Source organism: Chryseobacterium sp. 2P (assembly GCF_059579425.1).
The window spans coordinates 2,015,472-2,040,351 of the sequence record NZ_CM184194.1; the positions used below are offsets into that span (position 1 = coordinate 2,015,472).

At 35.9% G+C, this 24,880-nt stretch carries 20 protein-coding genes; 14 read left to right on the forward strand and 6 right to left on the reverse strand.

All coding sequences use genetic code 11. The features are described 5' to 3' along the window. Positions 1-348 precede the first annotated feature (348 nt). Entirely contained in the window at positions 349-1,458 is a 1,110-nt protein-coding gene (locus tag AC52CF_RS09210; protein ID WP_375182061.1) for a M14 family zinc carboxypeptidase, read from the forward strand. 113 nt (positions 1,459-1,571) lie between these two features. Here the strand turns inward: AC52CF_RS09210 and AC52CF_RS09215 are convergent, their stop codons facing one another. Then, positions 1,572-2,078 (reverse strand): DUF4920 domain-containing protein, encoded by a 507-nt coding sequence (locus tag AC52CF_RS09215; RefSeq protein ID WP_375182060.1) that lies wholly within the window; start codon positions 2,076-2,078, stop codon positions 1,572-1,574. A 467-nt stretch (positions 2,079-2,545) separates the two neighbouring features. On the opposite strand from AC52CF_RS09215, the gene AC52CF_RS09220 reads away from it, so the two are divergent. The 3 genes from AC52CF_RS09220 to AC52CF_RS09230 all read left to right on the forward strand — a co-directional run bounded on the left by AC52CF_RS09220 (position 2,546) and on the right by AC52CF_RS09230 (position 7,534). Next, the gene (locus AC52CF_RS09220; protein ID WP_116099189.1) at positions 2,546-3,961 is read left to right on the forward strand and encodes an APC family permease; all 1,416 of its coding nucleotides are present in this window, start codon (positions 2,546-2,548) and stop codon (positions 3,959-3,961) included. Between the two features lie 1,230 nt (positions 3,962-5,191). Continuing rightward, complete coding sequence (locus tag AC52CF_RS09225) at positions 5,192-5,632, forward strand: GPW/gp25 family protein (RefSeq protein WP_496518082.1); 441 nt, start codon at positions 5,192-5,194, stop codon at positions 5,630-5,632. 24 nt (positions 5,633-5,656) lie between these two features. Then, positions 5,657-7,534 (forward strand): type VI secretion system baseplate subunit TssF, encoded by a 1,878-nt coding sequence (locus AC52CF_RS09230; RefSeq protein WP_496518083.1) that lies wholly within the window; start codon positions 5,657-5,659, stop codon positions 7,532-7,534. A gap of 476 nt (positions 7,535-8,010) precedes the next feature. On the opposite strand, the gene AC52CF_RS09235 is transcribed toward AC52CF_RS09230, so the two are convergent. The 3 genes from AC52CF_RS09235 to AC52CF_RS09245 all read right to left on the reverse strand — a co-directional run bounded on the left by AC52CF_RS09235 (position 8,011) and on the right by AC52CF_RS09245 (position 11,211). Further along, a complete protein-coding gene (locus tag AC52CF_RS09235; RefSeq protein ID WP_336688877.1) occupies positions 8,011-8,310 on the reverse strand; it encodes a putative quinol monooxygenase in 300 nt (99 codons plus the stop codon). Positions 8,311-8,957: 647 nt separating this feature from the next. Continuing rightward, positions 8,958-9,638 (reverse strand): type 1 glutamine amidotransferase domain-containing protein, encoded by a 681-nt coding sequence (locus AC52CF_RS09240; protein ID WP_496518084.1) that lies wholly within the window; start codon positions 9,636-9,638, stop codon positions 8,958-8,960. A 940-nt stretch (positions 9,639-10,578) separates the two neighbouring features. After that, positions 10,579-11,211 carry a Crp/Fnr family transcriptional regulator gene (locus AC52CF_RS09245; RefSeq protein ID WP_496518085.1) on the reverse strand — a complete coding sequence of 211 codons (633 nt, stop codon included), beginning with the start codon at positions 11,209-11,211 and terminating at the stop codon, positions 10,579-10,581. Between the two features lie 252 nt (positions 11,212-11,463). Between AC52CF_RS09245 and uvrA the strand changes: the two genes are divergently transcribed. The 7 genes from uvrA (at position 11,464) to AC52CF_RS09280 (ending at position 17,722) form a co-directional block, all read left to right on the forward strand. Then, positions 11,464-14,295: an excinuclease ABC subunit UvrA gene (gene uvrA / locus AC52CF_RS09250; RefSeq protein ID WP_496518086.1), complete on the forward strand. Its 2,832-nt coding sequence runs from the start codon at positions 11,464-11,466 to the stop codon at positions 14,293-14,295. A 68-nt stretch (positions 14,296-14,363) separates the two neighbouring features. Further along, complete coding sequence (locus tag AC52CF_RS09255; protein WP_496518087.1) at positions 14,364-15,185, forward strand: hypothetical protein; 822 nt, start codon at positions 14,364-14,366, stop codon at positions 15,183-15,185. Between the two features lie 201 nt (positions 15,186-15,386). Further along, positions 15,387-15,791 carry a hypothetical protein gene (locus tag AC52CF_RS09260; RefSeq protein ID WP_496518088.1) on the forward strand — a complete coding sequence of 135 codons (405 nt, stop codon included), beginning with the start codon at positions 15,387-15,389 and terminating at the stop codon, positions 15,789-15,791. A gap of 144 nt (positions 15,792-15,935) precedes the next feature. Then, positions 15,936-16,070 (forward strand): bacteriocin-like protein, encoded by a 135-nt coding sequence (locus AC52CF_RS09265; RefSeq protein ID WP_214589847.1) that lies wholly within the window; start codon positions 15,936-15,938, stop codon positions 16,068-16,070. Positions 16,071-16,308: 238 nt separating this feature from the next. Next, complete coding sequence (locus AC52CF_RS09270) at positions 16,309-16,821, forward strand: DUF421 domain-containing protein (RefSeq protein ID WP_496518089.1); 513 nt, start codon at positions 16,309-16,311, stop codon at positions 16,819-16,821. Positions 16,822-16,823: 2 nt separating this feature from the next. Next, positions 16,824-17,318 (forward strand): GNAT family N-acetyltransferase, encoded by a 495-nt coding sequence (locus AC52CF_RS09275; RefSeq protein WP_496518090.1) that lies wholly within the window; start codon positions 16,824-16,826, stop codon positions 17,316-17,318. A gap of 107 nt (positions 17,319-17,425) precedes the next feature. Further along, entirely contained in the window at positions 17,426-17,722 is a 297-nt protein-coding gene (locus AC52CF_RS09280; RefSeq protein ID WP_214589844.1) for a hypothetical protein, read from the forward strand. A 183-nt stretch (positions 17,723-17,905) separates the two neighbouring features. On the opposite strand, the gene AC52CF_RS09285 is transcribed toward AC52CF_RS09280, so the two are convergent. Continuing rightward, the gene (locus tag AC52CF_RS09285) at positions 17,906-18,220 is read right to left on the reverse strand and encodes a DUF4286 family protein (RefSeq protein WP_214589843.1); all 315 of its coding nucleotides are present in this window, start codon (positions 18,218-18,220) and stop codon (positions 17,906-17,908) included. Positions 18,221-18,367: 147 nt separating this feature from the next. Between AC52CF_RS09285 and gyrA the strand changes: the two genes are divergently transcribed. Both gyrA and AC52CF_RS09295 read left to right on the forward strand, forming a co-directional pair. Next, entirely contained in the window at positions 18,368-20,959 is a 2,592-nt protein-coding gene (gene gyrA, locus AC52CF_RS09290) for a DNA gyrase subunit A (RefSeq protein ID WP_235130705.1), read from the forward strand. Positions 20,960-20,987: 28 nt separating this feature from the next. Beyond that, positions 20,988-22,025, forward strand: coding sequence for a tetratricopeptide repeat protein (locus AC52CF_RS09295; protein ID WP_214589841.1), 1,038 nt, complete (start codon positions 20,988-20,990; stop codon positions 22,023-22,025). 273 nt (positions 22,026-22,298) lie between these two features. On the opposite strand, the gene AC52CF_RS09300 is transcribed toward AC52CF_RS09295, so the two are convergent. Next, positions 22,299-23,261: an IS256 family transposase, variant Zn-binding type gene (locus AC52CF_RS09300; RefSeq protein ID WP_250902065.1), complete on the reverse strand. Its 963-nt coding sequence runs from the start codon at positions 23,259-23,261 to the stop codon at positions 22,299-22,301. Between the two features lie 777 nt (positions 23,262-24,038). Here AC52CF_RS09300 and AC52CF_RS09305 point away from each other — a divergent pair. Further along, positions 24,039-24,875 (forward strand): 1,4-dihydroxy-2-naphthoyl-CoA synthase, encoded by an 837-nt coding sequence (locus AC52CF_RS09305; protein ID WP_076390536.1) that lies wholly within the window; start codon positions 24,039-24,041, stop codon positions 24,873-24,875. Positions 24,876-24,880 lie beyond the last annotated feature (5 nt).

A 24,880-nucleotide genomic window follows, 5' to 3' on the forward strand; every position in this document is an offset into this window, starting at 1 on the left:
CTGAAATTAAAAAAAGAAATAATTTAATAGAAGACTGTATTTTTAATGATTTACATTTGTATACAGTGTTCTATTCAAAGTTTTCAACAATAATTTTGTTTAAACTATTTCTCAATATTTTTCTGTAATGAAGGTTTTCAACACTTAAAGTAATATTGAAATAATTATTGAGTTAAATTTCATAAATTACTCAAATTAAATAATTTACGTATTTCGTATTAAATTATTCTCAATCCACAATTTTATCAACAGACATTTTGTCATATCAATATGTTTAATTATTTCACAAATGTAAAATTTATTTTTTCCATAAAAAAAACTTAAATTTGACTATTGTAAACTATTTATATGAATTTCGAACACATCTATTTACAAAATCCAAATTTCCCAAATCGCTATATTTCCCCTGAAAAATTATTTTCTTACCTACAAAACAATCTCAGTGATCATATAAAACAGATCGGATCGTCTTATTTAGAAAAACCTATTTATAAGTTAACAGTCGGAACAGGAAACATTAATATTCTTGCCTGGTCGCAAATGCACGGCAATGAATCTAACGCAACACATGCGATGCTCGATTTGCTTTTTTCTTTAGATAAAGCACCGGAGTTGAAAGAAGAATTGTTCAGTAAAATTCAGCTTGATTTTATTTTTATGCTAAATCCCGACGGATCCGAAAAATGGACAAGATTAAATGCAGTCGATATAGATCTGAACAGAGACTTTCATAACGAAGCCAGTAAAGAAATCAAATTCTTAAAAAATACGGTGGCTTCGAAAAAATATGATTATGCGCTGAATCTTCATGAGCAGAGAACAATTTTTACGACAGACGGAATTCATCCGGCTACATTATCTTTTTTGGCTCCCTCAGAAAATGTTGAAAGAACCGTAACCGAAAACCGGAAAAAATGCATGGCGGTAATTGCAAAAGTTTATCAGCATCTGAAAGAATTAATCCCGAATCAGATCGGAAGATATTCTGATGAATTTTATCCGACTTCCACAGGCGATAATTTTATAAAAGCAGGAATGCCTACGATTTTATTTGAAGGCGGACATTTCGTAGACGATTACACCAGAAAGGGAACCCGAAAATATTATACGGTTGCTTTATATTATGCGTTAAAAGCGATTTCAGAATTAAATTCCGAAACCACAGGCTGGGAAACCTATCTCGAAATTCCGGAGAACAGAGAAACTCATTATGATATCATTTACAGAAATGTAAAGCTGAATACAGATCATGAATGTATTTTAGACGTAGCAGTTCAGTACCGTGAAATAAAAGAAGAAGGAAAAGATGAAATCTCTTTTATTCCTTTTGTCATGGAAGTGGGAGATGTGAAGAAGAAAAAAGGCTGGCTCGAAATCGACTGTACCGGAAAGAAATTTGTCTCAGAAACAAAATATCCAAAGCTGGATGCAGAAGTGAATTTTACAATAGAAGACTGAAAATAAAAAAAGCGGAACATTGATTCCGCTTTTGTTTTATATTAACTGTGTCGTTTTGATGAAAGAAGAATCTGGAAATTTACAGATCCCTTATTTCATTGAGAACAACAAAATTAGTTTACCACTTTAATTCCGTTGGCTACAAATCTGATTTCCTCTTTTGGAGCTTTGATCGCATCGATTTCAGACTGAGGCTTTTTAGCATCTTCCGCATAATGTTTTTGCTCATCTACAGAAGTAATTTTTCTTTCTGCAGTTCCGTCCATAACAACAGTTTTACCTTTTAAAGCAGTAGGAACAAAGAATGCATAATCCTTCATTTTTACAAAAAACTGAGAGTTATCTTCTGTCTGGATCGTTAACCAACATCCTTTTTTGTCGCAAACGTCTGTTACTTTCCCTTTTACGGCAACGTTTTCTACTTTTTTATCTTTTTTAAGCTTTTTGCTCAGCTTATCTACAGAAATTGCTTTAGATTCTACATTTGAAGCAACTCCGCCACCGTAAACATCACCTACAAGAGCATTTCCTGCAGGAGGTCCGAATTTTTTTGTTTCCTGTGCAAAAGCTAAAGACGAAGCACTCAAGGCTACAGCAAATAATATCGCTTTGAATTTCATTTGAATTATTTTTCTCAAAAGTAATAATAAAATTCTGAACGGCAAACATTAAAAATTTGATAAAAAACAGGTTCAATCTTTCAGAATTTGAATGCATTTTCTTAAGACTAGCTTTGTTATACATTTTTAACGCAGAGTTCGCAAAGATAAACAGGATTAGCTTTGAAAAAATTCCGTTCGCAAAGGCGTTTCACTCAGTAAGTGATAGCAGAATTTTATTTTGAAAATAATATTGAATTTCTTTGATTTTAATAAACTATCGGCACGCAAAAAATTGGAAAACTCTTTTACGCATTTTTATCATTCGCTGAGTGAAACGCCATTGCGAACGAAAAATAATCAATCTTGTTTTTAATAAAACCTTGTGGTCATTGTGTTAAATATCAATTTACAGAAAAATCCGGCGAATATTAAATAAAACAGAAAATAATCCTATAATTATTTATATTTGGAATCTACAATCAATTATGCAGAAAAAACTAAAACTTTGGGATGCCATTATGCTGGTAATGGGATCTATGATCGGAAGCGGAATTTTTATTGTTGCCGCAGATATGATGCGGAACCTTGGCTCAGGATTCTGGGTAATCGTGGTTTGGATTATCACGGGAGTCATGACTGTCGCAGCAGCCATCAGTTACGGAGAACTTTCGGCAATGTTTCCAAAAGCGGGAGGACAATATACTTATCTTAAAGAAATTTTCGGAAGAAAAATGGGCTTTTTGTACGGTTGGGGATTGTTTACGGTCATTCAGACAGGAACAATTGCTGCCGTTGCCATGGCTTTCGGGAAATTTACAGCCTATCTCGTTCCCGCTTTAAATGATGCAGCTCCGATTTTCCAGAGTGGCGAATTTAAAATTACATGGATCCAGATTTTAGCAATTGCTACTATCATTTTATTAACCCAGCTCAACACAAGAGGCGTTGAAAGCGGAAAATTATTACAGAATATCTTTACAGGCTCCAAAATCATAGCATTACTGGGACTTATTGCTACAGGATTTATTCTGGTGGATATTTCGCATTTAGCGGATAACTTTAGCTTTGGATATGATGCTTTCAGCAATCTTAAAAAAGACATTTCAGGAAATTTCCTGAAAGAAGGCTGGGAACCCATCGGCGGAATGACTTTACTGGGCGGAATTGCCGCAGCAATGGTAGGTTCCGTTTTCAGTTCGGTAGCGTGGGAAAGTGTAACCTTCGTTTCCGGAGAAATTGAAAATCCAAAGAAGAATGTTGTAAAATCTATGATCTACGGAACAACTGCGGTCATGATTTTATATATCGCCGTCAATTACGTTTACCTGAACGCTTTAGACAGAGATTCCATTGCTTTTGCGGAAAACGACAGGGTAGCGGTGGCTGCTTCACACTTCATTTTCGGAAATGCAGGAACGGCAATTATTGCGGTTTTGGTCATGATCTCAACGTTCGGATGCAATAACGGACTGATCTTAGCCGGTGCAAGAGTGTTTCAGACGATGGCAAAAGACGGAATGTTTTTCAGACAGGCAGAGCAGAACAACAAAAACAATGTGCCCGCAAATGCACTCTGGATGCAGGGAATCTGGGCTTCCATTTTATGTCTGAGCGGACAGTACGGAAATTTACTGGATATGATTTCTTTCGTCATTGTTTTATTTTACATGATTACCGTTTTCGGCGTTATTTACCTGAGAATAAAACAGCCGGATCTGGAAAGACCTTACAAAACATGGCTGTATCCGGTGACTCCGATTATTTATTTATTGATCGGAACAGGCTTCTGCATCTTATTGCTCATCTACAAGCAGCAATATACATGGCCCGGTTTTCTCATGGTTTTACTCGGACTTCCCGTGTATTATCTCATTAATATGAATAAAAAAACTGAAAAATAAATTAAAAAGCTGTCCGTCAATCTGGGCAGCTTTTATTTTTTGTCAACCCCAAATCAAAAATAACCCCTAAAGTCAAAAATTCCCCTCTCTTGGAGGGGTGGCAAAAATTTAATTAAATTTTTGACGGGGTGGTTTTAAAGTTCGAATAATTCAAAAGTATTCAAATCCAAAGAACTCCTCCTTTCTAATATATCCGTCTTGCCAAAAAGAAATAATCATATAAAGCTGTTCGCAAAGTCGGGCAGCTTTTTTTTGGAGCTTTTTCCAGCTTTCCATTACAATCTTTTTTTCAAAAAGGATTTTCATTGCAATCTGGGCTAGGATTTTTCTGTATAATTTCAATTTTTGTCCACTACATCCATCAAAAACAGAAAAGATTAAATCAGAAGTCCCGAAAAATTCCCCTCCTCTGGAGGGGTGGCAAAAATTTTATTAAAATTTTTGACGGGGTGGTTTAGAAAAACCAAATCATTTAAAAACATTCAAAATCACAGAACTTCTCCGTTAATTACAAACAACTCTGTTTTAAATCTCAGGAGTTCTCCGGAAGTCTTCTACAGTTTGCAGGAAACCACAGAACTTCTCCGTTGATTACAAACAACCCTGTTTTAAATCTCCGGAGTTCTCCGCAAGTCTCCCGCAGTTTGCAGGAAATCACAGAACTTCTCCGTTATTTACAAACAACCCTGTTTTAAATCTCCGGAGTTCTCCGGAAGTCTCCCGCAGTTTGCAGGAAACCACAGAACTTCTCCGTTGATTACAAACAACCCTGTTTTAAATCTCCGGAGTTCTCCGGAAGTCTCCCGCAGTTTGCAGGAAACCACAGAACTTCTCCGTTAATTACAAACAAACCTGTTTTAAATCCCAGAAGTTCTCCGGAAGTCCCTCAGTTTATTGGAATCCATCGTACATGAATATTGTAGACAACTGATCCTTAAATTCTAAGGCTCTAAAAATTCCCCTTCTTTGGAGGGGTGGCAAAAATTTCAACAAAATTTTTGACGGGGTGGTTTTAAAATCAAAAATCTGTTTAAACTTTTTAGAGTTTTATGATTATTTACAATAAACTTTTATTAATTCATGTAATTTCAAGCCCAAGCCTATTTAAAAAAGAAAAATTTAAACAATAATCAATCATATTATCTCATTTTTTTCCTTAAAAATGATTAATTTGGTAGTATCTTTCAAAGAATTGAGTTCGATGAAGTAAAAAATTAAGAAGGAGAAATCATGGACACACCAAATTACAGAATGCCTTTTGTTCCGTCGACTTTAATGACGGAAGAGGGAAGCATAGAAACCTGCGATATGGGAGAAAGCATCGCGCACAATATTATGCTGCTCATCACCACCAAAAAAGGCGAAAACAGATACGACGAAAATTACGGAAACGATGTCTGGAACCTTGAATTCGATAACGGAATTACAAGCGCAGTCTGGGAAGCTGTTTTCATTAAAAGCCTCAAAAGGCAGATTCAGGAATACGAACCCAGAATCGTTCAGCCGCAAATCGATGCACACATCCAGATCGTAGAACACAGCTACGACACAAAAGAACATACCGAAATCAAAAAAAAGGTAAAAATCGCCATCAATGCCAAAATGGAGCATTCCGGAGAACGTTTCAGCTTTTCTACAGAACTTTTCCTGAGTCCGATGTCGATTGATTAAATTCTATAACCACCACCAAATCCTATGAATTTAGAACAGAATATTTATTCCAAAGAATCCGTAAAAGCGAGGATGCTTCAGAATGCCACAAAAGTCTGGGGATTGAAAAGCCCGCAATCTCTTGATCCGTTCGTTAAATTATTAATTGATGCATTCAGCACGGAAGTTTTCAAAGCGAATAACGAAATACAGACCGTAAACGCCAGAATTTTAGAAAAACTGGCAAAATTATTAACGCCTTCTATTTATACACATCCTATTCCTTCTCATGCGATTGCGTTTACACAACCTTATGAACCGTCTGAAATTTTATTGGAGCATACCGAGTTTTTCTTTAAAAAACAGATGACTTCCACCATAAAATCAGAATCGGATAAGCAGATCAACATTCCTTTTACGCCAATTGGAAATATCAGAATCAACAAAATACAGACCGCCATCATGTTTGTAGGAAATACCTGCTACGGAATCGATGACCGCCTGAATAAAATTCCCATTGCAAGATTTCAGGGAAGACCGGAAGATTACCGTAAAGTGACCATCGGAATTGATGTTTCAAAATACTCAAACGAAACTTTTCCTAAAAATGTGAGCATTTACTGCTCAAATCCTGCTTTCGAACATCTTGATTTTACCTATAAATTATTGCCTTACATTACGGTTTCGTCCAACGGAAATCCATTATTTGTAAAAGAAGGTTTAACTTATTATAAAAACAATCAGGCAGAAGGATATGAGCAGATGTTCCGCGAACAGTCTATTCAGAATAAAATTATTGAAGACATCAAAAGTGTGTATCATCATAAATTCATTGAGATATCCGGACTTTCAGCCTCATTATTTTCAGAACCGGGACAGCTTCCCGAAAATCTCAGCTATGTAGATTATAAAGAAGAAATTACAAAATACATCGACGGAAAACGGTATTTATGGCTTACTTTCGAGTTTCCGCCGCAATTTTCCGCCGAAATTCTGGATAATTTTTCCTTTGTTTTGAATGCTTTCCCCATCTATAACCGCGGCTGGAAAAAAACGGAATACAGCTTAGACATCATGGGAAACAATATTCCTCTGATAACGGATGAAGGCGAACATTTTCTGTATGTAGATGAGGTTCAGGACGGTGACGGAAGAAAATACACCGAAATTCCTTTTACTCCCAATGATGATCTCCGAAAAGGTTTATACACCGTAAGAAAGGGCGGAATGGAGCGTTTTACCAACAGGAATGCCGTTGATATGATTGCCAATGTTCTGGAACTCACACGGGACGAAATTGCAGCCTTCTCTTTACTGAACCGTGATAACGTGAAAGGCGTTCTCAGTGAAATGTCCGACAAAATGAAATCCATGGTCCAGAAAGTAAACAATGCCAAACGAAGCATTAAACAGGAGCTGAACTATGTGATTATGGAACCGGTTGATAAAACAGATCACACCTATGCTTCATTCTGGATCACGCATTCTACATTAGCCAATCATATGCGCCCCGGAACGGAACTTTCGAATCAGTTGAAATCGCAGACGCTGGTTCTTTTAACGGAAACGATCGGCGGAGCGGAAGAACAGAAGGGAACCGACAGTATTCAGGCTTATAAATATGCTTTAACCACAAGAGACAAGATTATTTCTCTGGAAGACGTGAAAAACTATTGCCGAATGGTTTTGAAAGACGAACTGAAAGAGGTGAAAGTGACGCGAGGAACGATGATCAGCAATAAACCGAAAGAAGGTTTTATCCGAACGGTTGAGGTAGAAATTATTCCGCAGAATTATTCTTTCTACGGAAGAGCTTACTGGGAAAATATGGCGAATGTTTTAAGGAATCAGATTATTTCCAAAGCCATCGACGGAATCGAATATCTGGTAAAAGTAACGAACGAAGATTTGGATTTTTCGTGATTGTTTAGGATATTCTCAATAAAAATGGATGAATTCTCAGACGATCTTAGGATGACTTAGCGAAATCTTCAGAATATTTATTTGAAGGAATATAAAAGCAGTTAGTATTAGAATCCTGTCATCCTGAACTTGTCGAAGGATCTCCAGCTAAATAACCTCAGTTCGGGATAAGAAATAAATTTAAATAATTGATTTATAATGTTGTATTATTTTATCGCAAAGAAAAACAAAAGATTTTTTTTACTTATTGAAAGTTGGTAAGCTAAACAAAGGCACTTCGTTTATTTAAAAAAGACAAAAATGGTATTACTTTGATCAATTTTACGCCTTTGTATATATTAAAAGCTGAACTCTTGATAATTGAATCGCTTTTTTTAACCTTGCGTTTAAAAAGACTTATCCCGAACTCAGGTTAAATAATAAAAATTTCGGGCAAACCAAAGGTTTGCCCGAAATTCATTAAAAAAAACTACTATTTAAAATAACTGATCCATAAGAATCACCTCTCTGTTTTCCAGTAAAGGAACAATCTGTTCGGCTACAACTTTCTGGTAATGTTCAGAATTTTTATGGAATTCCACTGCATCGGCATTTTTATACCCTTCAAACAATACCAAAGTATGATCGTCTGATCTACTTTGATGTACTTTATAGAAAAGATTTCCTTCTTCCTGTGAACTTTTTTCTGCTGCCTGTTGTACCAACTGCAGAACGGCATCCAGTTTTCCTTCTTTTACCTGCCATTTGGCACAGATATATACTGCTTTCTGATCCATTTTCTTATATTTTTTAATTATTTATTTGAATCCCTGTATTTCTAAAATAAGTGCAATGCTGTTGTTGATCTTATTTTCAAATTGTTACAATTATTTGTGTCTCTCCTTGCGATTCATTTATCGCGAAATTACATTAAGAGCCAGCCTGAATATTAAGTCTGTTTAACTTTTATTTAACCGCAAAAGCTACAAAAGATAAACTAAACTATTATTTAAAGTTGATCATTATAAATGAAAAAGCTCACCATAGTTTTAAAAATCTTTGATTTTTATTCTTTGGGCGCTTTGGTTATTATTAGAAATTCGATTTAACATTATCTTTTGTCCCTTTTGCGGTTAATTCTGAAATTAGTTAAACAAGCTTAATAAATATATTCTTGTTGTAAGACGCAAGATTTTTATTAATTTAAATCTTTAAGGCGCAGGAAAATCAAAGATTTTCAATAAGGATTGATGCTTAATTTTATCGCAGATAAAATCTTTGCGCCTTAAGACAAGATTGTATTAATGAATATTTTGCGCCTTTGCGATGCTTATAACGATTAAGTTTTTTAAGCTAATTCTTTATTAAACAGGCTCTAAATCTTACAATAAAAAGATTTCACATAAAGATAAGCAAAAGCATTCCCAAATGCACAACAGACTGCTTAAGCTTTTTTCGCTTCCAAAAGAGCCACTATTTTTTCTCCTACACCTTTTGCAGAAGCAGGATTTTGTCCGGTAACGATATTTCCGTCGGCAATACTGTTTGCAGACCACGGTTCTGCTGCATGGAAAATCGCACCCTGCTCCGTTAAAGCAGTCTGAAGATCAAAAGGAACATCCGCTTTTGCATAGCTGTCTTCTTCCGCAGTGGTAAATGCAGCAATATTCTTACCATTTACCAGATAACTTCCGTCGCTTAATTTTACATTCAGAAGTGAAACGGGACCATGACAAACCGCTGCTACAACACGGTTGCTTTCATAAAAATCGGCAAGTACTTTTTTAAGTTCCGGCGCTTCTGCCATATCCACCATCGGAGCCAGACCTCCCGGAACAAAAACAGCATCGTAATTAGAAGTATTTACCTCAGAAAGTTTTTTTGCATTGTGCATATCTTCCCAGCCTTTTCCGGTTAAAAATTTTAAGTTCTCCGGATCATCTGCTAAATTTAATCCGTCCAGAAACGGAGACTCACCGGTTAAGCTGGCAAAATCGATCTGGTAACCTGCATTTTCAAATTCTGCATAAGGATGCGCTACTTCAGGCAGGAAAGTTCCTGTTCTTTTATTGTTTGGACCGATAGAATTCGCGTTGGATACAACGATTAATACTTTTGGATTCATGATATTCAATTTTGTTTGTTAAAAATATTTTGTTTGATCTTTTTTGAAATTACCTGAATTTCTACAGCAAATGTATGCCTATCCAATGCTTCGTTCGAAGGACTGAAGTCACAAAAAAAGTGTGATCCAAATCACACTTCTGCATTTTATCCTATGGGTTTAGGATTTTATTTGGAGCTTTTTCCCGCTTTCCGTTACAATTCCTCATTGCGCGGCTCCGCTTCGCTCCGCCGCTCCATTGCGGGATTTTCTCTACAATCGGGGCTATGGCGGAAGTTATTCTTTTCAATATCTGAAACAATATGCATAAAGTCTGTCTTTAATCTAGTCTTTAATTTATTTGTGTTCTTTGTGCAAAAAGATTAGTGTCATTGGTGTTTAAAAAGATTCTTCATTTGTCTTTCATTTCGTATTCTCAGTATCACTCTGAGCCTGTCGAAGAGTCTCTTATTCCCAGTATTGTTAAGATCCTTTACAGAATGACAAAAATACTGTCAATGCATTTGAGAAAAGATAAACAATTTTACATTGAAAAAAAATCTGCGTAATCTGCACAACCTGCGGGAGACTATCAAAAAGATTCTTCATTTCATAATGCTTCGCAAAATTTCAATCAGAATGACATGACTCGTTAAAGATTTCGCTAAGTGAAAAGAGCTTTTAACAATCATTAATTGTTTTGTCTTTTGTTTCGTATTCGCGGTGTCACTCTGAGCCTGAGAGCCTTTTATAACCATTATTGTTAAGATCCTTTCAGGATGACAAAAATGCTGCAAATGCATTCGAGAAAGTGTAAACAATTTCACATTGAAAAAAATCCGCGTAATCTGCACAATCTGCGGGAGATTATTCAAAAGATTCTTCCTTCCATAATGCTTCGCAAAATTTCAATCAGAATGACATGACTCGTTAAAGATTTTCTGAATAAAAAATTTAAAAACTATTTATTGGTATTAGAATACAGCCTGCTTAAAGTTTCCCTGCTTACGCCAAGATATTCTGCAACATATTTTTTAGGAACTTCCGAAATCAGATCGGGATATAATCTTACAAATTCTTCGTAACGCTGTTGTGGTGTTCCCGACAAAAGCATCATAATTCTCTGCTGAAGCGCAATATAACCGTTCGTTAATTTAATCCTGAAAAAATGATCCATCTTGTGAAGATCGGCTGCGAGTTTATTTCTTCCTTCGAGAGTAAGACTTACCACTTCGCCTTCTTTCAGGCATTCAATGAACATTTTGGAATTTTGCTGTTTAAAAAATCCGATATAATCGGACATCCACCAGTCTTTTTTGGCAAACTGAAGAATATGTTCTTTGCCGTTTTCATCAATATAATAGACTTTATAAATTCCATCAAGAACAAGGAATTCATATTTCACTTCGTCTCCGTCGTGGATCAGGAACTGATTTTTACGGACTTTTCTTAAAGTGAAAAAAGTTTTGACATATTCAAACTCTTCGTCTGTAAGCGGTGTAATGGCTTCGATATGTTCTCGCAGTCGGTTCATGATAATGCTTTGTCCGGTGTAAAAGTAATTAAATTCTGAAGAATCTGCTTGATTTTCCAATACAGAAACTGCTTTAAAAAGACTGATCTTTTATTTTGAAAAAAAACAATAAGTAATCAAAGATTCATGAAAAGCAAATTTTGTGTGGTACAATTATCATAATAATTTTCCAAAATCATTAAAAAAACAAATAGCTTCCGAATAATTTCGCATCATTTTTGTAAGGATAAACTAACACTTTTTAACACTGAAAATTGCCAAAATTTCCGTAATTTTGCACATCGTGATTTTCAGGTAAAATCACCCCGAATTATGAGTAAATCAACAGAATATATAGAAGTTTACGGCGCACGCGAACATAATCTTAAAAACATCAATGTAAAAATTCCACGCAACGAGCTGGTCGTGATTACGGGACTTTCGGGAAGCGGAAAATCTTCATTGGCTTTTGATACGATTTTTGCGGAAGGACAGCGTCGATATATCGAAACGTTTTCTGCGTACGCAAGACAGTTTCTGGGAGGTCTCGAGCGTCCCGATGTCGATAAAATTGAAGGATTATCTCCTGTAATTGCCATCGAACAGAAAACCACCAACAAAAACCCGCGTTCTACGGTAGGAACCGTAACGGAACTGTACGATTTTCTTCGTCTTTTATTTGCCAGAGTTTCCGATGCCTATTCTCAAACGACAGGAAAAAAACTGGTAAGCTATACGGAAGAACAAATCTTAGAAACCATCAAAGAAAATTACAAAGGCGAAAAAATCATGCTGATGGCGCCTGTGGTAAGATCCAGAAAAGGACATTACCACGAACTTTTTGTGCAGATGGCAAAAAAAGGATACGGACAGGCAAGAATTGACGGTGAACTGCAGGACATTGAATATGATTTAAAACTCGACCGTTATAAAACCCACGATATCGACATCGTCATCGACCGCTGGATTATCGGGGAATCTGCTTCCGAAGCGAGAATGGAAAAATCTCTTCGCACGGCGATGGAAATGGGAGAGGGACTGATCGGAATTCAGAAACTGGGAACGAAGGACATCGAATATTTTTCTAAAAATTTAATGGATGCCGAAACCGGTCATTCACTGGCTTTGCCGGAACCGAATACGTTTTCTTTCAACTCTCCGAAAGGAAGCTGCCCGAGCTGTAAAGGTTTGGGAACCATCAAGAAGATCAATACAGATTATTTTGTTGAAAATCCGAAATTATCTATTAATCAGGGAGGTTTATTGCCATTGGAAGATTTAAAGTCTAATAAATGGGTGCTTTCTCAGATCAAAAATATCTTGGAAATTTTCGGATTGGGAATGGCAACTCCGATTCAGGATATTCCGGAAGAGGCTTTAGACTATATTTATAACGGCTGTCATAAAGAATTTAACAAAGATTTAAAATACGCCGGAATTACCAAGAAAATCAAAATCAGCTTTGATGGTCTGATTCCTTTTATGGAAGAAATTATCGAAGAAAGGGAATCTTATGAAGCGATTCTGCTGGAAAGACATTTTACTACGGAAGAAACCTGTCCGGAATGTAAGGGAACCCGTCTTCAGCCTTCCAGTTTAAGCTTTAAAATCGACGGAAAGAATATTGCTGAGGTAAATGCTTTAAGCTTGATTGATTTAAAAGACTGGCTTGCTGATGTTAAGGATAAATTTTCTGAGAAAAATGCCATCATTGCGCATGAAATCTTAAAGGAAATTGAAACCAGGCTGCAATTCTTATTAGATGTCGGTTTGGATTATTTGAGTCTGAGCAGAAGTTCAAAAACACTTTCGGGTGGAGAATCTCAGAGAATTCGTCTGGCTACACAGATCGGCTCTCAATTGGTGAATGTTCTCTATATTTTAGATGAGCCTTCCATTGGGTTGCACCAGAGAGACAATGAAAGATTGATTAATTCTTTAAAGAATCTTCGGGATATCGGAAATTCTGTTTTGGTGGTAGAGCATGATAAAGACATGATTCTGGAAGCCGATGAGGTTTTGGACATCGGTCCTAGAGCCGGAAAATTCGGCGGAGAAATTTTGTGGCAGGGAAAGCCGAAAGATCTGGTAAAAGCAGATACGATTACGGCACAATATATTAACGGAAAAAGAAAGATCGAAGTTCCTACGGAAAGACGTAAAGGAAACGGAAAAAATATCGTTTTAAAAGGAGCAAGCGGAAATAACCTGAAAAACGTTACACTGGATATTCCTCTGGGAAAACTGGTCGTAGTTTCGGGGATTTCGGGAAGCGGAAAATCGTCGCTTATCAACGGAACATTGTATCCGATTTTAAACAAACATTTTTACAGGGCGGTTCAGGAACCTTTGCCGTACAAAAAAATCGAAGGTCTTGAACACATCGATAAAATTGTAGATGTAGACCAGACTCCGATCGGAAGAACCCCGCGCTCGAATCCTGCAACCTACACCGGAATGTTTACCGACATCCGAAATCTTTTTGCCGAACTGCCGGAAAGTAAGATCCGTGGTTATAAACCGGGAAGATTTTCTTTCAATGTAAAAGGCGGAAGATGCGAAACTTGTCAGGGAGGCGGTTTAAAAGTAATTGAAATGAACTTTTTGCCGGATGTGTATGTTCACTGTGAAACCTGCAACGGAAAACGTTTTAACAGGGAAACTCTTGAAGTGCGCTACAAAGGAAAATCGATTTCCGATGTGTTGGATATGACGATTGATGAAGCGGTGGAATTTTTCCAGCCGATTCCGAAGATCTTTGCGAAGGTGAAAACGTTGCAGGATGTCGGTTTGGGTTATATTACGTTGGGACAGCAGTCGACCACACTTTCTGGAGGAGAAGCACAACGCATTAAATTAGCCACAGAACTGGCAAAAAGACAGACCGGAAACACGTTATATATTCTCGACGAACCCACAACAGGACTGCATTTTGAAGATGTGAAAATCTTAATGGATGCGATTAACCAGTTGGTGGAATTGGGAAATTCTTTCATCATCATCGAACATAATATGGATGTGATCAAGTTAGCCGATCATATCATCGACGTTGGTCCTGAAGGCGGAAAACACGGCGGACAAATCGTTGCGCAGGGAACGCCCGAGGAAATTGTGAAGTCGAAGAAAAGTCTGACGGGGAAGTTTTTGAAGAGGGAACTGGAGTAGTAGAATAGTAACTTAATAATATAAAGGAATTTGTGAATGCGGATTCCTTTTTTATGTTTGATAAAATTATGATGAGAAATTATTTAATTATTTTAGGGATTATCTTCATGTTATTTTCTTGTAAGAAGGAAAAACCTGTCGCAAAATTAACTTTAGACAATTCAAAAGCTGCCTTTAAAAAAACAGAAAATTATACTTTTGATAAGAATTCGGTTTTTGGGGTTTATCAGTTAACAGATAAAGATTTTGCAATCTGTATTCCTGTTCAGATTGATAATGAAGAACTTCCATTATCAAAAGAATACCAGAATTTTATAGTAAAAGACTCTTTTCCCTGGATTTATGGAAAAGATATGAGAGATTATAAATATTATGATACTCTATATATTGATAAACTGATCTACAATAAAAGATTTGAAGAAGTTTTTAAAAAGAAGATGAAAGAAAGTATCTTTGTTTTCGGAACAAAATCATCTCAAAAATGTAAAGTCGAAAAAGTCGTTTTTCATTCTAATGAATGCGGAAGTGATTACATCGCTTATATTCTTAATGTGAACAAAAGTTTGATTGGACATCCATTGATTGCATCCGAAAAAGATATTCCTTTACAATATGGCAATAACTATATTGAAGTTAATAAAAAATTAAAAACCTTTGCATCAAAGGAAAGTGATGAAGTAATATATGGTATGGGAAAATACAATCCTATAGTATTTTCTAATCATAAGAATTTATATTTTACTTATTATGACGACTTTAAATGGTATAATAAAAATTCAGACTCTCATTGCCAGTTTCCTGATCGAGGAATTTTTCAGATAGATTCAAAAGGAAATATTAAATTTTTATGGAGTTCAGAAATGGATCTTTTAGGACTGCCATGTTTATAGTTGAGCTAATTTTTATATATAAACAACGCTCCAATATTAAATTTTTAAAAATTTTAAAATTTTATTCAACTGAAAATCAGCAGTTTAAATTCCAATGTTAACTCAATGTTAACTCAATGTGAAATTATTGTAAATTATTTTATATATCTTTGGTAAAGAAACAGTAGATAAGTTTAATATAATATTTAAAACCAAAGAGTTATGAAAAATAAAATACAGATATTAATCGCTTCATTTTTTGTTTGTGGATTTATCGGACTAATCAATACAGCAAAAGCACAAACATCTGCCAATAATACAATTGAAGAAATTCAGTTAAGCAGAAGTGAAACTTTTAACGATATAAGAACCCGTTTAATGGAAAATTTTGATCTTTCGAATACGGATTACAAACAGGGAACTGTAAACTCTGTTGTAAAATTCGATATTTCCAAGAACGGTAAAATCGTTAATGTTCATTCGAATGGTGACTGTAAAAGTGTAAGCAAAGAAATTGAAACAGTTTTAAGCGAACTGGATTATAAAGTTGACCGTAAAAAGTTAAATGAAAGTATGGTTGCCTACACTTATGTAATGCCAGTAACGGTAGAAATCAACAACAGATAATATTCATAAAATCTTTTATACCAAGCCATGCAAATTCTGTATGGCTTTTTTATTTTAAGTGTAAATAATGAAAATTTTAAACATAAAGTTGTAATAATAATTAAAAATATTCGTTTTATATTTGAATCACAAAATTAAAACAATATGAAAAATTTAAAGAAGCTAAGCAAAACGGATCTGAAATCAGTATATGGCGGACAGCCGAAACAATACTGTGTATACTGTGAAAGACTCAATAAAGTTGTTTGCAGTGAAGTTCCGATTGCTCAATGTCCTTAACAAATTCAGACCGCTTTATTAAGGCGGTTTTTTTATGCTTCAAATATTTTTAATACAAAGTTCGCAACAGTTGTTTTGAAATTTTTGAAAATATTTTTTGTTCACAAAGGTACTTCGAAAAGCTCGGCATAAATAATTCACTCAGCAAATAATAGTTGAGTTTATCTAAACTTTTTATTTCCAACTTCTCCAACAGACCGTAAAAATTTATACATTTGACAGTATAATAGAAACTGTTGTGAATCCCATTTTAGATGTCGTTCTGCGCTCTCTCTGTGTTTATCTTTTCATGGTGATCGGAATCCGTGTTTTCGGGAAAAATCAGCTTTCGCAGCTTAATGCGGGAGATGTGGTCTTACTGCTTTTAATTTCCAATGCTGTGCAGAATGCCATGGTAGGACAGGATACTTCGCTTCAGGGAGGACTGATTGCCGCTCTGGTTCTTTTTGCGGCTAATTTCACCTTAAAAAGAATCATGTTCAGAAATCCTTCTTTTAAAAGTTTTATGGAAGAAGATCCCGTTATACTTATCAAAGATGGTGTTGTTGACGAAAAAGCTTTAAATAAAGTAAAAATAACTTCGGATGAACTGGAAGAAGCCGTAAGAGAACATGGTGTCGGAGGTTTCGATGAGGTAAGACTTGCTGTACTGGAAGTGGATGGAAACATCAGTGTGGTTTCCGAGGATAATAAAAGCAAACAGACGCATTATTCAAGAATTAAAAGAAAAAACAAACGAAAATATCATTAGCCATGAACTACGAGCTTAGAGAAATGCTTCCGAAAGACGAGACCAGAGTGTTAGAAATTTTCAGACAGGGAATTGAAGGCGGAAAATCAACCTTCGAAACAACCGTTCCGACTGCCGAAGCATGGAATATGGATTATTATAATGACTGCCGATGGGTTTTGGAAAATGAAAGAAATGAAGTTGTTGGCTGGTGTGCGCTGAAGCCTGTAAGCAAAAGAGAAAGTTATAAAGGGGTTGCAGAAGTAAGTGTTTATTTTGATAATGAGTATCAGGGAAAAGGTTTAGGATCTGTTTTGCTGAAAAAGATGATTCTGGACAGTGAAGATCATGGGTTCTGGACTCTGCAGGTGAATATATTTCCGGAAAATGAAGGTGCGCTGAAAGCACATCAGAAAAATGGTTTCAGAACCGTAGGAACAAGAAAGAAAATAGGAAAGCTGAATGGCGGGTGGAAAGATGTAATTATGCTTGAAAGAAGAAGCGAGGTAATATTTTAACATAAAAAGTAATAAACTTTCTTAAATATTTACATAAAAATAATAAAAACCGATTATTGGCATCCGGATTGTAATTTTTCATGATGTAATTTGAAAAATATATATTTATGAAGATGCTGACTAAAATTTTGGGAGTATTCCTGATCGTTTTTTCCTTTGTTTTGTACAGCGCCGCACCTTTGCAGAGAGGTCACGGTCACGGAAGAGGACATGGTTATGGACACGGTCCTAAAAAACATTATTACAAAGGTCCACACAGAACCTATTACAGAACCGTAGTGTACCAAAGACCTCCAAAACGTTATTATAAAAAGCATTATTACAGACCTGTAAGAAGGGTATATTATGCTCCAACACCGCAAAGAGTATATCCGGCAAGACCTGTAGTAATTGTTAATTTATAAATAGAATATAAGCATTGAAGAAATTCAGTGCTTTTTTTGTTAGCTATCATGCAGATTTGGTTTCTGAATATCGATTTATAAATAAGGAATTTTAATAATTTATTTACATACAAAAGGCTGTACCGATAGTGATACAGCCTTTTTATTTTATTAAATCTCAATCTCAACCTTAATCTCAATAATTTAAAGCCTCGATTTCTTAGGATTCAGAAAAGTATTGAAAATCATAACTTCCTGTCCGAATTTTGCTTCAATTCTTTCAGCAATATTTTCCATTTCGCTTTTGATGAAATCTTCTCTCAGCTCGTCATTATCAAAAATAAGCAGAAGATTATAGTTTTTGCCTTCTTCAATATAATCACTGTGTACTTCAGAAAGGATATATTGATTAACGTTCATCAGATTTTCCGTCATTAAAACCAAAGTTTCATCCATGTAATTTTCCCAGGCTTCAAGATTATTTTTTGTGCAGTGGAACGTTATGCTTAATATGCTCATATTTTATGAATTTTTAAGATTCTATAGATAAATTTTACCGCAAAAATCGGCAAATTTTTCGTAAATTAGCCCGTTAATAAAAATACAAAAAAAATAATTTTCAGACGTATAGCTAAGGGTCTGACTATCATTATAATAAAATTGTTTATGCAAAAAGAAGGAGAAAGACTGATTCCTATCAACATTGTTGATGAAATGAAGTCATCTTATATCGATTATTCGATGTCGGTTATCGTTTCCAGAGCGTTGCCGGATGTAAGAGATGGCTTGAAACCCGTTCATAGAAGAGTACTTTACGGTATGTATGGATTAGGGGTTTTTTCTAATCGAAAGTATTTAAAATCTGCGAGAATTGTTGGAGACGTTTTAGGTAAATATCACCCGCACGGAGACTCCTCTGTATACGATGCAATGGTAAGAATGGCTCAGGACTGGAGCTTGCGTTATCCGCAGGTAGACGGACAGGGGAACTTCGGTTCCATGGACGGAGATCCGCCTGCAGCAATGCGTTATACCGAGGCAAGACTGAAAAAAATCTCTGATGAGGTTCTTTCGGATCTGGATAAGGAAACGGTAGATTTTCAGAATAACTTCGACGACAGTTTACAGGAACCGACGGTTTTACCTTCAAAAATTCCGAATCTTTTAGTCAACGGAACTTCCGGTATCGCAGTAGGTATGGCTACGAATATGGCTCCGCACAATTTATCGGAAGCTGTAGACGCAATCTGCGCTTATATCGACAACAGAGAAATCTCAATTGACGAATTAATGCAGCACATTATTGCTCCCGATTTTCCTACAGGGGGAATTATCTACGGATACGACGGCGTAAGAGATGCGTTCCATACTGGTCGCGGAAGAGTAGTTCTGAGAGCAAAAGTAGCTTTTGAAGAAATCGGGAACAGAAATGCAATCATCGTAAACGAAGTGCCTTATCAGGTAAACAAAGCGGAAATGATTGCCAGAACTGCGGAACTGGTAAAAGAAGAAAAAATTCCGGGAATTTACGAAATCAGAGACGAATCGGACAGAAGAGGTCTTCGTATCGTTTATGAACTTAAAAATGATGCAATCCCGAATGTTGTTCTGAACTTACTTTATAAATATACAGCGCTTCAAACCTCTTTCAGTGTAAACAATATTGCATTGGTTCACGGAAGACCGGAGCAGCTTAACTTAAAAGACATTATTCATCATTTCGTAGAGCACAGACATGAAGTTATCGTAAGAAGAACTCAGTTCGAGCTTAGAAAAGCCAAAGAAAGAGCGCACATTCTTGAAGGTTTCATGAAAGTGATCGGTTCTCAGGATTCTTTAGATAAAGCGATTTCAATCATCCGTCATTCTGCCAATCCACAGGCTGCGAAAGAAGGATTGATCGAAGCTTTCGAGCTTTCTGAAATTCAGGCTCAGGCAATTCTTGATTTACGTCTTGCCCGTTTAACAGGAATGGAGCTTGACAAGATCCGTGATGAATATGATGCCATCATGAAAGAAATTGCAGATCTGGAAGATATTCTGGCAAACGAACCAAGAAGATTCCAGATCATCAAAGACGAATTAATTGAAGTTAAAGAAAAATACGGAGACGAAAGAAGAACCGAGATCGATTATTCAGGAGGAGAAATGTCTATCGAAGATATTATTCCGAATGAATCTGTGGTTCTTACCATTTCCCACGCAGGATACATTAAGAGAACTTCTTTGTCTGAATACAAAATCCAGAGCAGAGGAGGTGTAGGAAACAAAGCGGCAACAACAAGAGATGCAGATTTCCTTGAATATATTGTTTCGGCAACCAACCACCAATATATGCTCTTCTTTACCGAAAAAGGAAGATGTTACTGGTTAAGAGTATTTGAAATTCCGGAAGGCTCCAAAACGGCAAAAGGAAGGGCAGTACAAAACCTTATTAACATTGAACCGGACGATAAGATCAAAGCTTACATCAGAACCAACAACTTAAAAGATTCTGAATATGTAAACCAGATGAGCGTTGTGATGGTAACGAAAAACGGAACCATTAAGAAAACTTCGCTGGAAGCTTATTCAAGACCGAGAGTAAACGGGGTAAATGCTATTGAGATCAGAGACAATGACCAGTTGTTAGGCGCTTATTTAACGAATGGAACTTCACAGATCATGATCGCTACCAAAAACGGTAAATGTATCCGTTTTCCTGAAGAAAAGGTAAGAGAAGTAGGAAGAGGATCGATCGGAGTTCGTGGTATTGCTATGGATGAAGACGATGAAGCAATCGGTATGATTGTTGTAAATGATGTGGAAAAAGAAACCGTACTTGTGGTGTCTGAAAAAGGATACGGAAAGAGAACTGCGGTAGAAGATTACAGAATTACCAACAGAGGAGGAAAAGGAGTTATCACACTGAATATTACTGAAAAGACAGGAAATCTTATTGCTATTCAGAATGTAACGGATGAAGACGGATTAATGATCATTAACAAATCGGGAGTTGCCATCAGAATGGGAATGGACGAAATGAGAGTGATGGGTAGAAATACACAGGGCGTAAGACTGATTAATCTTAAAAAGAATGACGAAATTGCTGCTATTGCAAAAGTAGAAATGGATAAAGATGTGGAAGACGATTCTGAAGAAAACGAAGAAGGAGCTGTAGGATCGCTATTTGATAACCAGGAAAACAATACAGAAACACCTCAGGCGGAAAACGAAAATCCGGCAGAAGGAAATGAGAATTCTGAATCTGAAGAATAATATTGTACAATTAATATAAATAGTGATTATGAGAAAACTAATTTTAGGTATAGCTATTGTTGCATCTGCTTTCGTTTTCGGACAAAAAGAAGATGTTAATGCAAAACTGCAGGAAGCCAATAAAGTTGCAATGGACGCTTACAATGCGAAAAATTATGCAGCAGCGGCTCCTAAATTCATGGAAGTTTATAACTTACTGAAAACAAACGGGCAGGACAATAAAGTATATATGTATTACTCAGGATTGAATTATGCTTTGGCAAACGATATCCCTCAGGCTACAAAAATATATACAGACCTTATCAATTCCGGTTATACAGGTGTTGAAACCACCTATACTGCAAAAGATAACAAAACAGGTCAGGTTGCCAGTTATGATAAAAATACCTGGGAATTACTGAAGAAAACATCTTCAAAAGATTATTCAGACTTCAAAACAGAACAGTCTCCAAGTGTTGAACAGGATTTATATGAGACTTTGGCAACTTTATTAATCAATGCAAAGAAAAATGATGAAGCTTTAGCATTAATTGAAAAAGGACTGGCTAAATTTCCAAACAGTGCCAAATTGAAAGAATATCAGGGAAGTGCACTGTATGCATCAGGAAATACAGAAAAATTCATGACAAACCTGAAAGAACAGCTGGCTAAAAATCCTACCGATGCTACCAATTGGTATAATTTAGGAGTTCTTCAGGCAAAAAATCCTGCAACAACTGCAGAAGCAATTGCATCTTTCCAGAAGGCAATCGAATTGAAACCTGATTTTGCCAATGCTTATCAGAACTTAGTGTACACTGTAATCGGAGATGATGAAAAAGCTGTAGCTGAAATCAATGCATTAAGAAAAACAAAACCGGACGATGCTACAAAATTAATTGAAGCAAGAAAAGAAAGGTTTACAAAAGCAATTCCTTACGGGGAAAAATGGCTTCAGGCATTACCAAACGATATTACAGCTGTTCAGGTAATGAAGGATGTGTATAATACATCTAAAAATACAGCCAAGTATAATGAAATGAAAGCTAAAGAAGCTGAATTGGCAGCAAAGCAGCCAGCGAAATAATTTCAGATACTTACAGTTAAATATAAACCGGAACGTTTTTGTTTCGGTTTTTTTTATTTAATAGAAACAAATATTTTGGTAATGTACTGAAAAATAGTTGGTGAAATTCAGGATATATTTTAATAAATTATGGATGTTAATCCGAAGAGGACAAAAGCACTGGTGGAGATCAACTTTTCAGCAATAGGATTAATGTTCAAAACGATAGTTTTAAGGTGAGGTTTCCCTCACCTTTTCGTTTATTATCGGATGAACCTTATGGCTAAAAAAACTCTATTTTTCGTTAGAAAAATAAATATACCATTTGATGAAATTGATTCGGTTTTTCAATGTGAGACCTCTGTGCAGGTCGAGATGATTTTTTAAATGGCTGAAATATCCCTCAATACCATTGGTTGTTTTAGGAATATTGGGATTTTCCAGATAATGAAACATATTGGGCAATGCCCGTTTTATAGTAAAATACGATCGTCTGATAAGCTTGTGGGTATACCAGTATCTTTCGGTTTCAAGATTAATTGTTTTTTCATTAATATAATCCTGATGTCTCAAATACCAGTCGTTGAGTTCATTTTTCCACCAGATTTTATCGTTTTGTGTTTTAATTTTCAGTAATAATAAAACGTGTTTTCGAAGTTCCTGACCGGCAATGTGTTTAGGAAACTTTGTGAGCCAGATCAGGCACATTCTCTGAATATGAACCAGACATCTCTGAGTAATGATGTCTCCATCAGATTTATTTATGGCTTTCAAAACGCTTTTATGTCCATCTGTAGTAATGCTTTCCAGCTTTACGCCCAGCCGTAAAAGATTGTTTAAATCTTCCCTGATTTCTTCATAATGTTCTCCATCGGTAAAACGGATAAGCTGTGTATATCCATCAAAATCATCCTGATAAGCAATTAAACAGAACTGAGCAAAATAAGTTGCATCCATTCTTAAATTCACCTTTTCCCGTTTGATGATCTTTAAGGTAGGAGACTGCTCTAAAATGGTATAAAATGTTTTCTGCAAAGTATCTTTCGAATAACCGCTGTCTCTGCAAAGCGTTTTGTAGGTCTGCCTTTCCAATACCCATTTTTTGAACCAGATAAAACGATTTTTAATTCTCTGCTCCGTTCTGTTTTGAGTAAATAAAATCCCGCAATTTTTACATTTAAATCTTTGCTTTCCCCCTTGTTTTCCCCAACGAATTACCTCCAGGCTTGAACAAGACCAACAACGTTTTTTTGCCATTTTTCAGACAAAGAAAAAGTTTTATGAAACACGTTTCATAAAACTTCCTCCAAGCAGCCTAACAATGAGGTTTTGATAGGATTCTACCAACTATTTTTCAGTATTATGCCAATATTTTCATGCTTTAATAATGTAGTATTAGATATCTGTCATTATGAAAGAAGCGAAGCGTATTGAAGAATCTGTTTCTATTGCCCAAATTTAATCTTCAAAAAAAATTCGGGTTTTGTATTGGAATAAAGTTAGTTTTCAAATATTCAGCATTATTCAATTTTTTGAGCCAAAAGTAACTAAAGTATCAAAATATTTTTCATCTTTTGCGGTAAAAAAGTTTAAACAGGATGTAATTTAAAAACAATGAGCCGTTAAACAAGATGCAGCGAAATTTGTATTAAAATAACCTTAGTTCGGGATAAGAAATAAATTTAAATAATTGATTTATAGTATAGTATTTATTTATCGCAAAGAAAAACAAAAGATTTTTTTACTTATTGAAAGTTGGTAAGCTAAACAAAAGCACTTCGTTTATTTAAAAAAGACAAAAATGGTATTACTTTGATAAGTTTTACGCCTTTGTATATCTTAAAAGCTGAATTACTGATAATTGAATCTCTTTGTTTAACGTTGCGTGTAATAAGACTTATCCCGAACTCAGGTTAAAATAATTTCTAGCATCAAAAACAGCTGATATTCGAACCAAAATTCCAACGATTATCATCAAAAATCAATGTTAAAATTCTCTGCAATTCCGTATCTTTGAGAAAAATTTTTACAAAAATGATTGAGTGGAAAACCGCCAAAGAATACGAAGATATTACGTACAAAAAATGTAATGGGGTAGCGAGAATTGCTTTCAACAGACCGGAAGTCCGTAACGCTTTCAGACCAAAAACAACCTCAGAATTATACGATGCTTTTTATGACGCTTATGAAGATCCGAAAATTGGTGTTGTCCTGCTTTCAGGAGAAGGACCAAGTCCGAAAGACGGAGGCTGGGCATTTTGCAGTGGTGGAGATCAGAAAGCAAGAGGACATCAAGGGTATGTAGGAGAAGACGGAAGACACCGTTTAAATATTCTTGAAGTTCAGCGTCTCATCCGTTTTATGCCAAAAGTGGTGATTGCAGTGGTTCCGGGTTGGGCTGTTGGTGGAGGACACTCTCTTCATGTGGTTTGTGATCTTACTTTAGCAAGTGAAGAACATGCAATTTTCAAGCAAACCGATGCCGATGTTACAAGTTTCGATGGAGGTTACGGATCTGCTTATCTTGCAAAAATGGTAGGCCAGAAAAAAGCCCGCGAAATTTTCTTTTTAGGAAGAAATTATTCCGCTCAGGAAGCTTTCGAAATGGGAATGGTAAATAAAGTGGTTCCTCATGCAGAACTGGAAGATACAGCCTATGAATGGGCTCAGGAAATTTTAGCTAAATCTCCTACTTCCATCAGAATGCTGAAATTTGCCATGAACCTTACAGACGACGGAATGGTTGGGCAGCAGGTTTTCGCAGGTGAAGCAACGCGTCTGGCGTACATGACGGAGGAAGCAAAAGAAGGAAGAAATGCATTCCTTGAAAAAAGAAAACCGAATTTCGGAGACGATCAGTGGATATCTTAACATAA

Excerpts from the sequence above, each read along its gene's own strand:
- AC52CF_RS09210 (WP_375182061.1), top strand. The coding sequence starts at position 349 with ATGAATTTCGAACACATCTATTTACAAAATCCAAATTTCCCAAATCGC.
- AC52CF_RS09215 (WP_375182060.1), bottom strand. The coding sequence starts at position 2,078 with ATGAAATTCAAAGCGATATTATTTGCTGTAGCCTTGAGTGCTTCGTCT.
- AC52CF_RS09220 (WP_116099189.1), top strand. The coding sequence starts at position 2,546 with ATGCAGAAAAAACTAAAACTTTGGGATGCCATTATGCTGGTAATGGGA.
- AC52CF_RS09225 (WP_496518082.1), top strand. The coding sequence starts at position 5,192 with ATGGACACACCAAATTACAGAATGCCTTTTGTTCCGTCGACTTTAATG.
- AC52CF_RS09230 (WP_496518083.1), top strand. The coding sequence starts at position 5,657 with ATGAATTTAGAACAGAATATTTATTCCAAAGAATCCGTAAAAGCGAGG.
- AC52CF_RS09235 (WP_336688877.1), bottom strand. The coding sequence starts at position 8,310 with ATGGATCAGAAAGCAGTATATATCTGTGCCAAATGGCAGGTAAAAGAA.
- AC52CF_RS09240 (WP_496518084.1), bottom strand. The coding sequence starts at position 9,638 with ATGAATCCAAAAGTATTAATCGTTGTATCCAACGCGAATTCTATCGGT.
- uvrA (WP_496518086.1), top strand. The coding sequence starts at position 11,464 with ATGAGTAAATCAACAGAATATATAGAAGTTTACGGCGCACGCGAACAT.
- AC52CF_RS09255 (WP_496518087.1), top strand. The coding sequence starts at position 14,364 with ATGATGAGAAATTATTTAATTATTTTAGGGATTATCTTCATGTTATTT.
- AC52CF_RS09260 (WP_496518088.1), top strand. The coding sequence starts at position 15,387 with ATGAAAAATAAAATACAGATATTAATCGCTTCATTTTTTGTTTGTGGA.
- AC52CF_RS09265 (WP_214589847.1), top strand. The coding sequence starts at position 15,936 with ATGAAAAATTTAAAGAAGCTAAGCAAAACGGATCTGAAATCAGTATAT.
- AC52CF_RS09275 (WP_496518090.1), top strand. The coding sequence starts at position 16,824 with ATGAACTACGAGCTTAGAGAAATGCTTCCGAAAGACGAGACCAGAGTG.
- AC52CF_RS09280 (WP_214589844.1), top strand. The coding sequence starts at position 17,426 with ATGAAGATGCTGACTAAAATTTTGGGAGTATTCCTGATCGTTTTTTCC.
- AC52CF_RS09285 (WP_214589843.1), bottom strand. The coding sequence starts at position 18,220 with ATGAGCATATTAAGCATAACGTTCCACTGCACAAAAAATAATCTTGAA.
- gyrA (WP_235130705.1), top strand. The coding sequence starts at position 18,368 with ATGCAAAAAGAAGGAGAAAGACTGATTCCTATCAACATTGTTGATGAA.
- AC52CF_RS09295 (WP_214589841.1), top strand. The coding sequence starts at position 20,988 with ATGAGAAAACTAATTTTAGGTATAGCTATTGTTGCATCTGCTTTCGTT.
- AC52CF_RS09300 (WP_250902065.1), bottom strand. The coding sequence starts at position 23,261 with ATGGCAAAAAAACGTTGTTGGTCTTGTTCAAGCCTGGAGGTAATTCGT.
- AC52CF_RS09305 (WP_076390536.1), top strand. The coding sequence starts at position 24,039 with ATGATTGAGTGGAAAACCGCCAAAGAATACGAAGATATTACGTACAAA.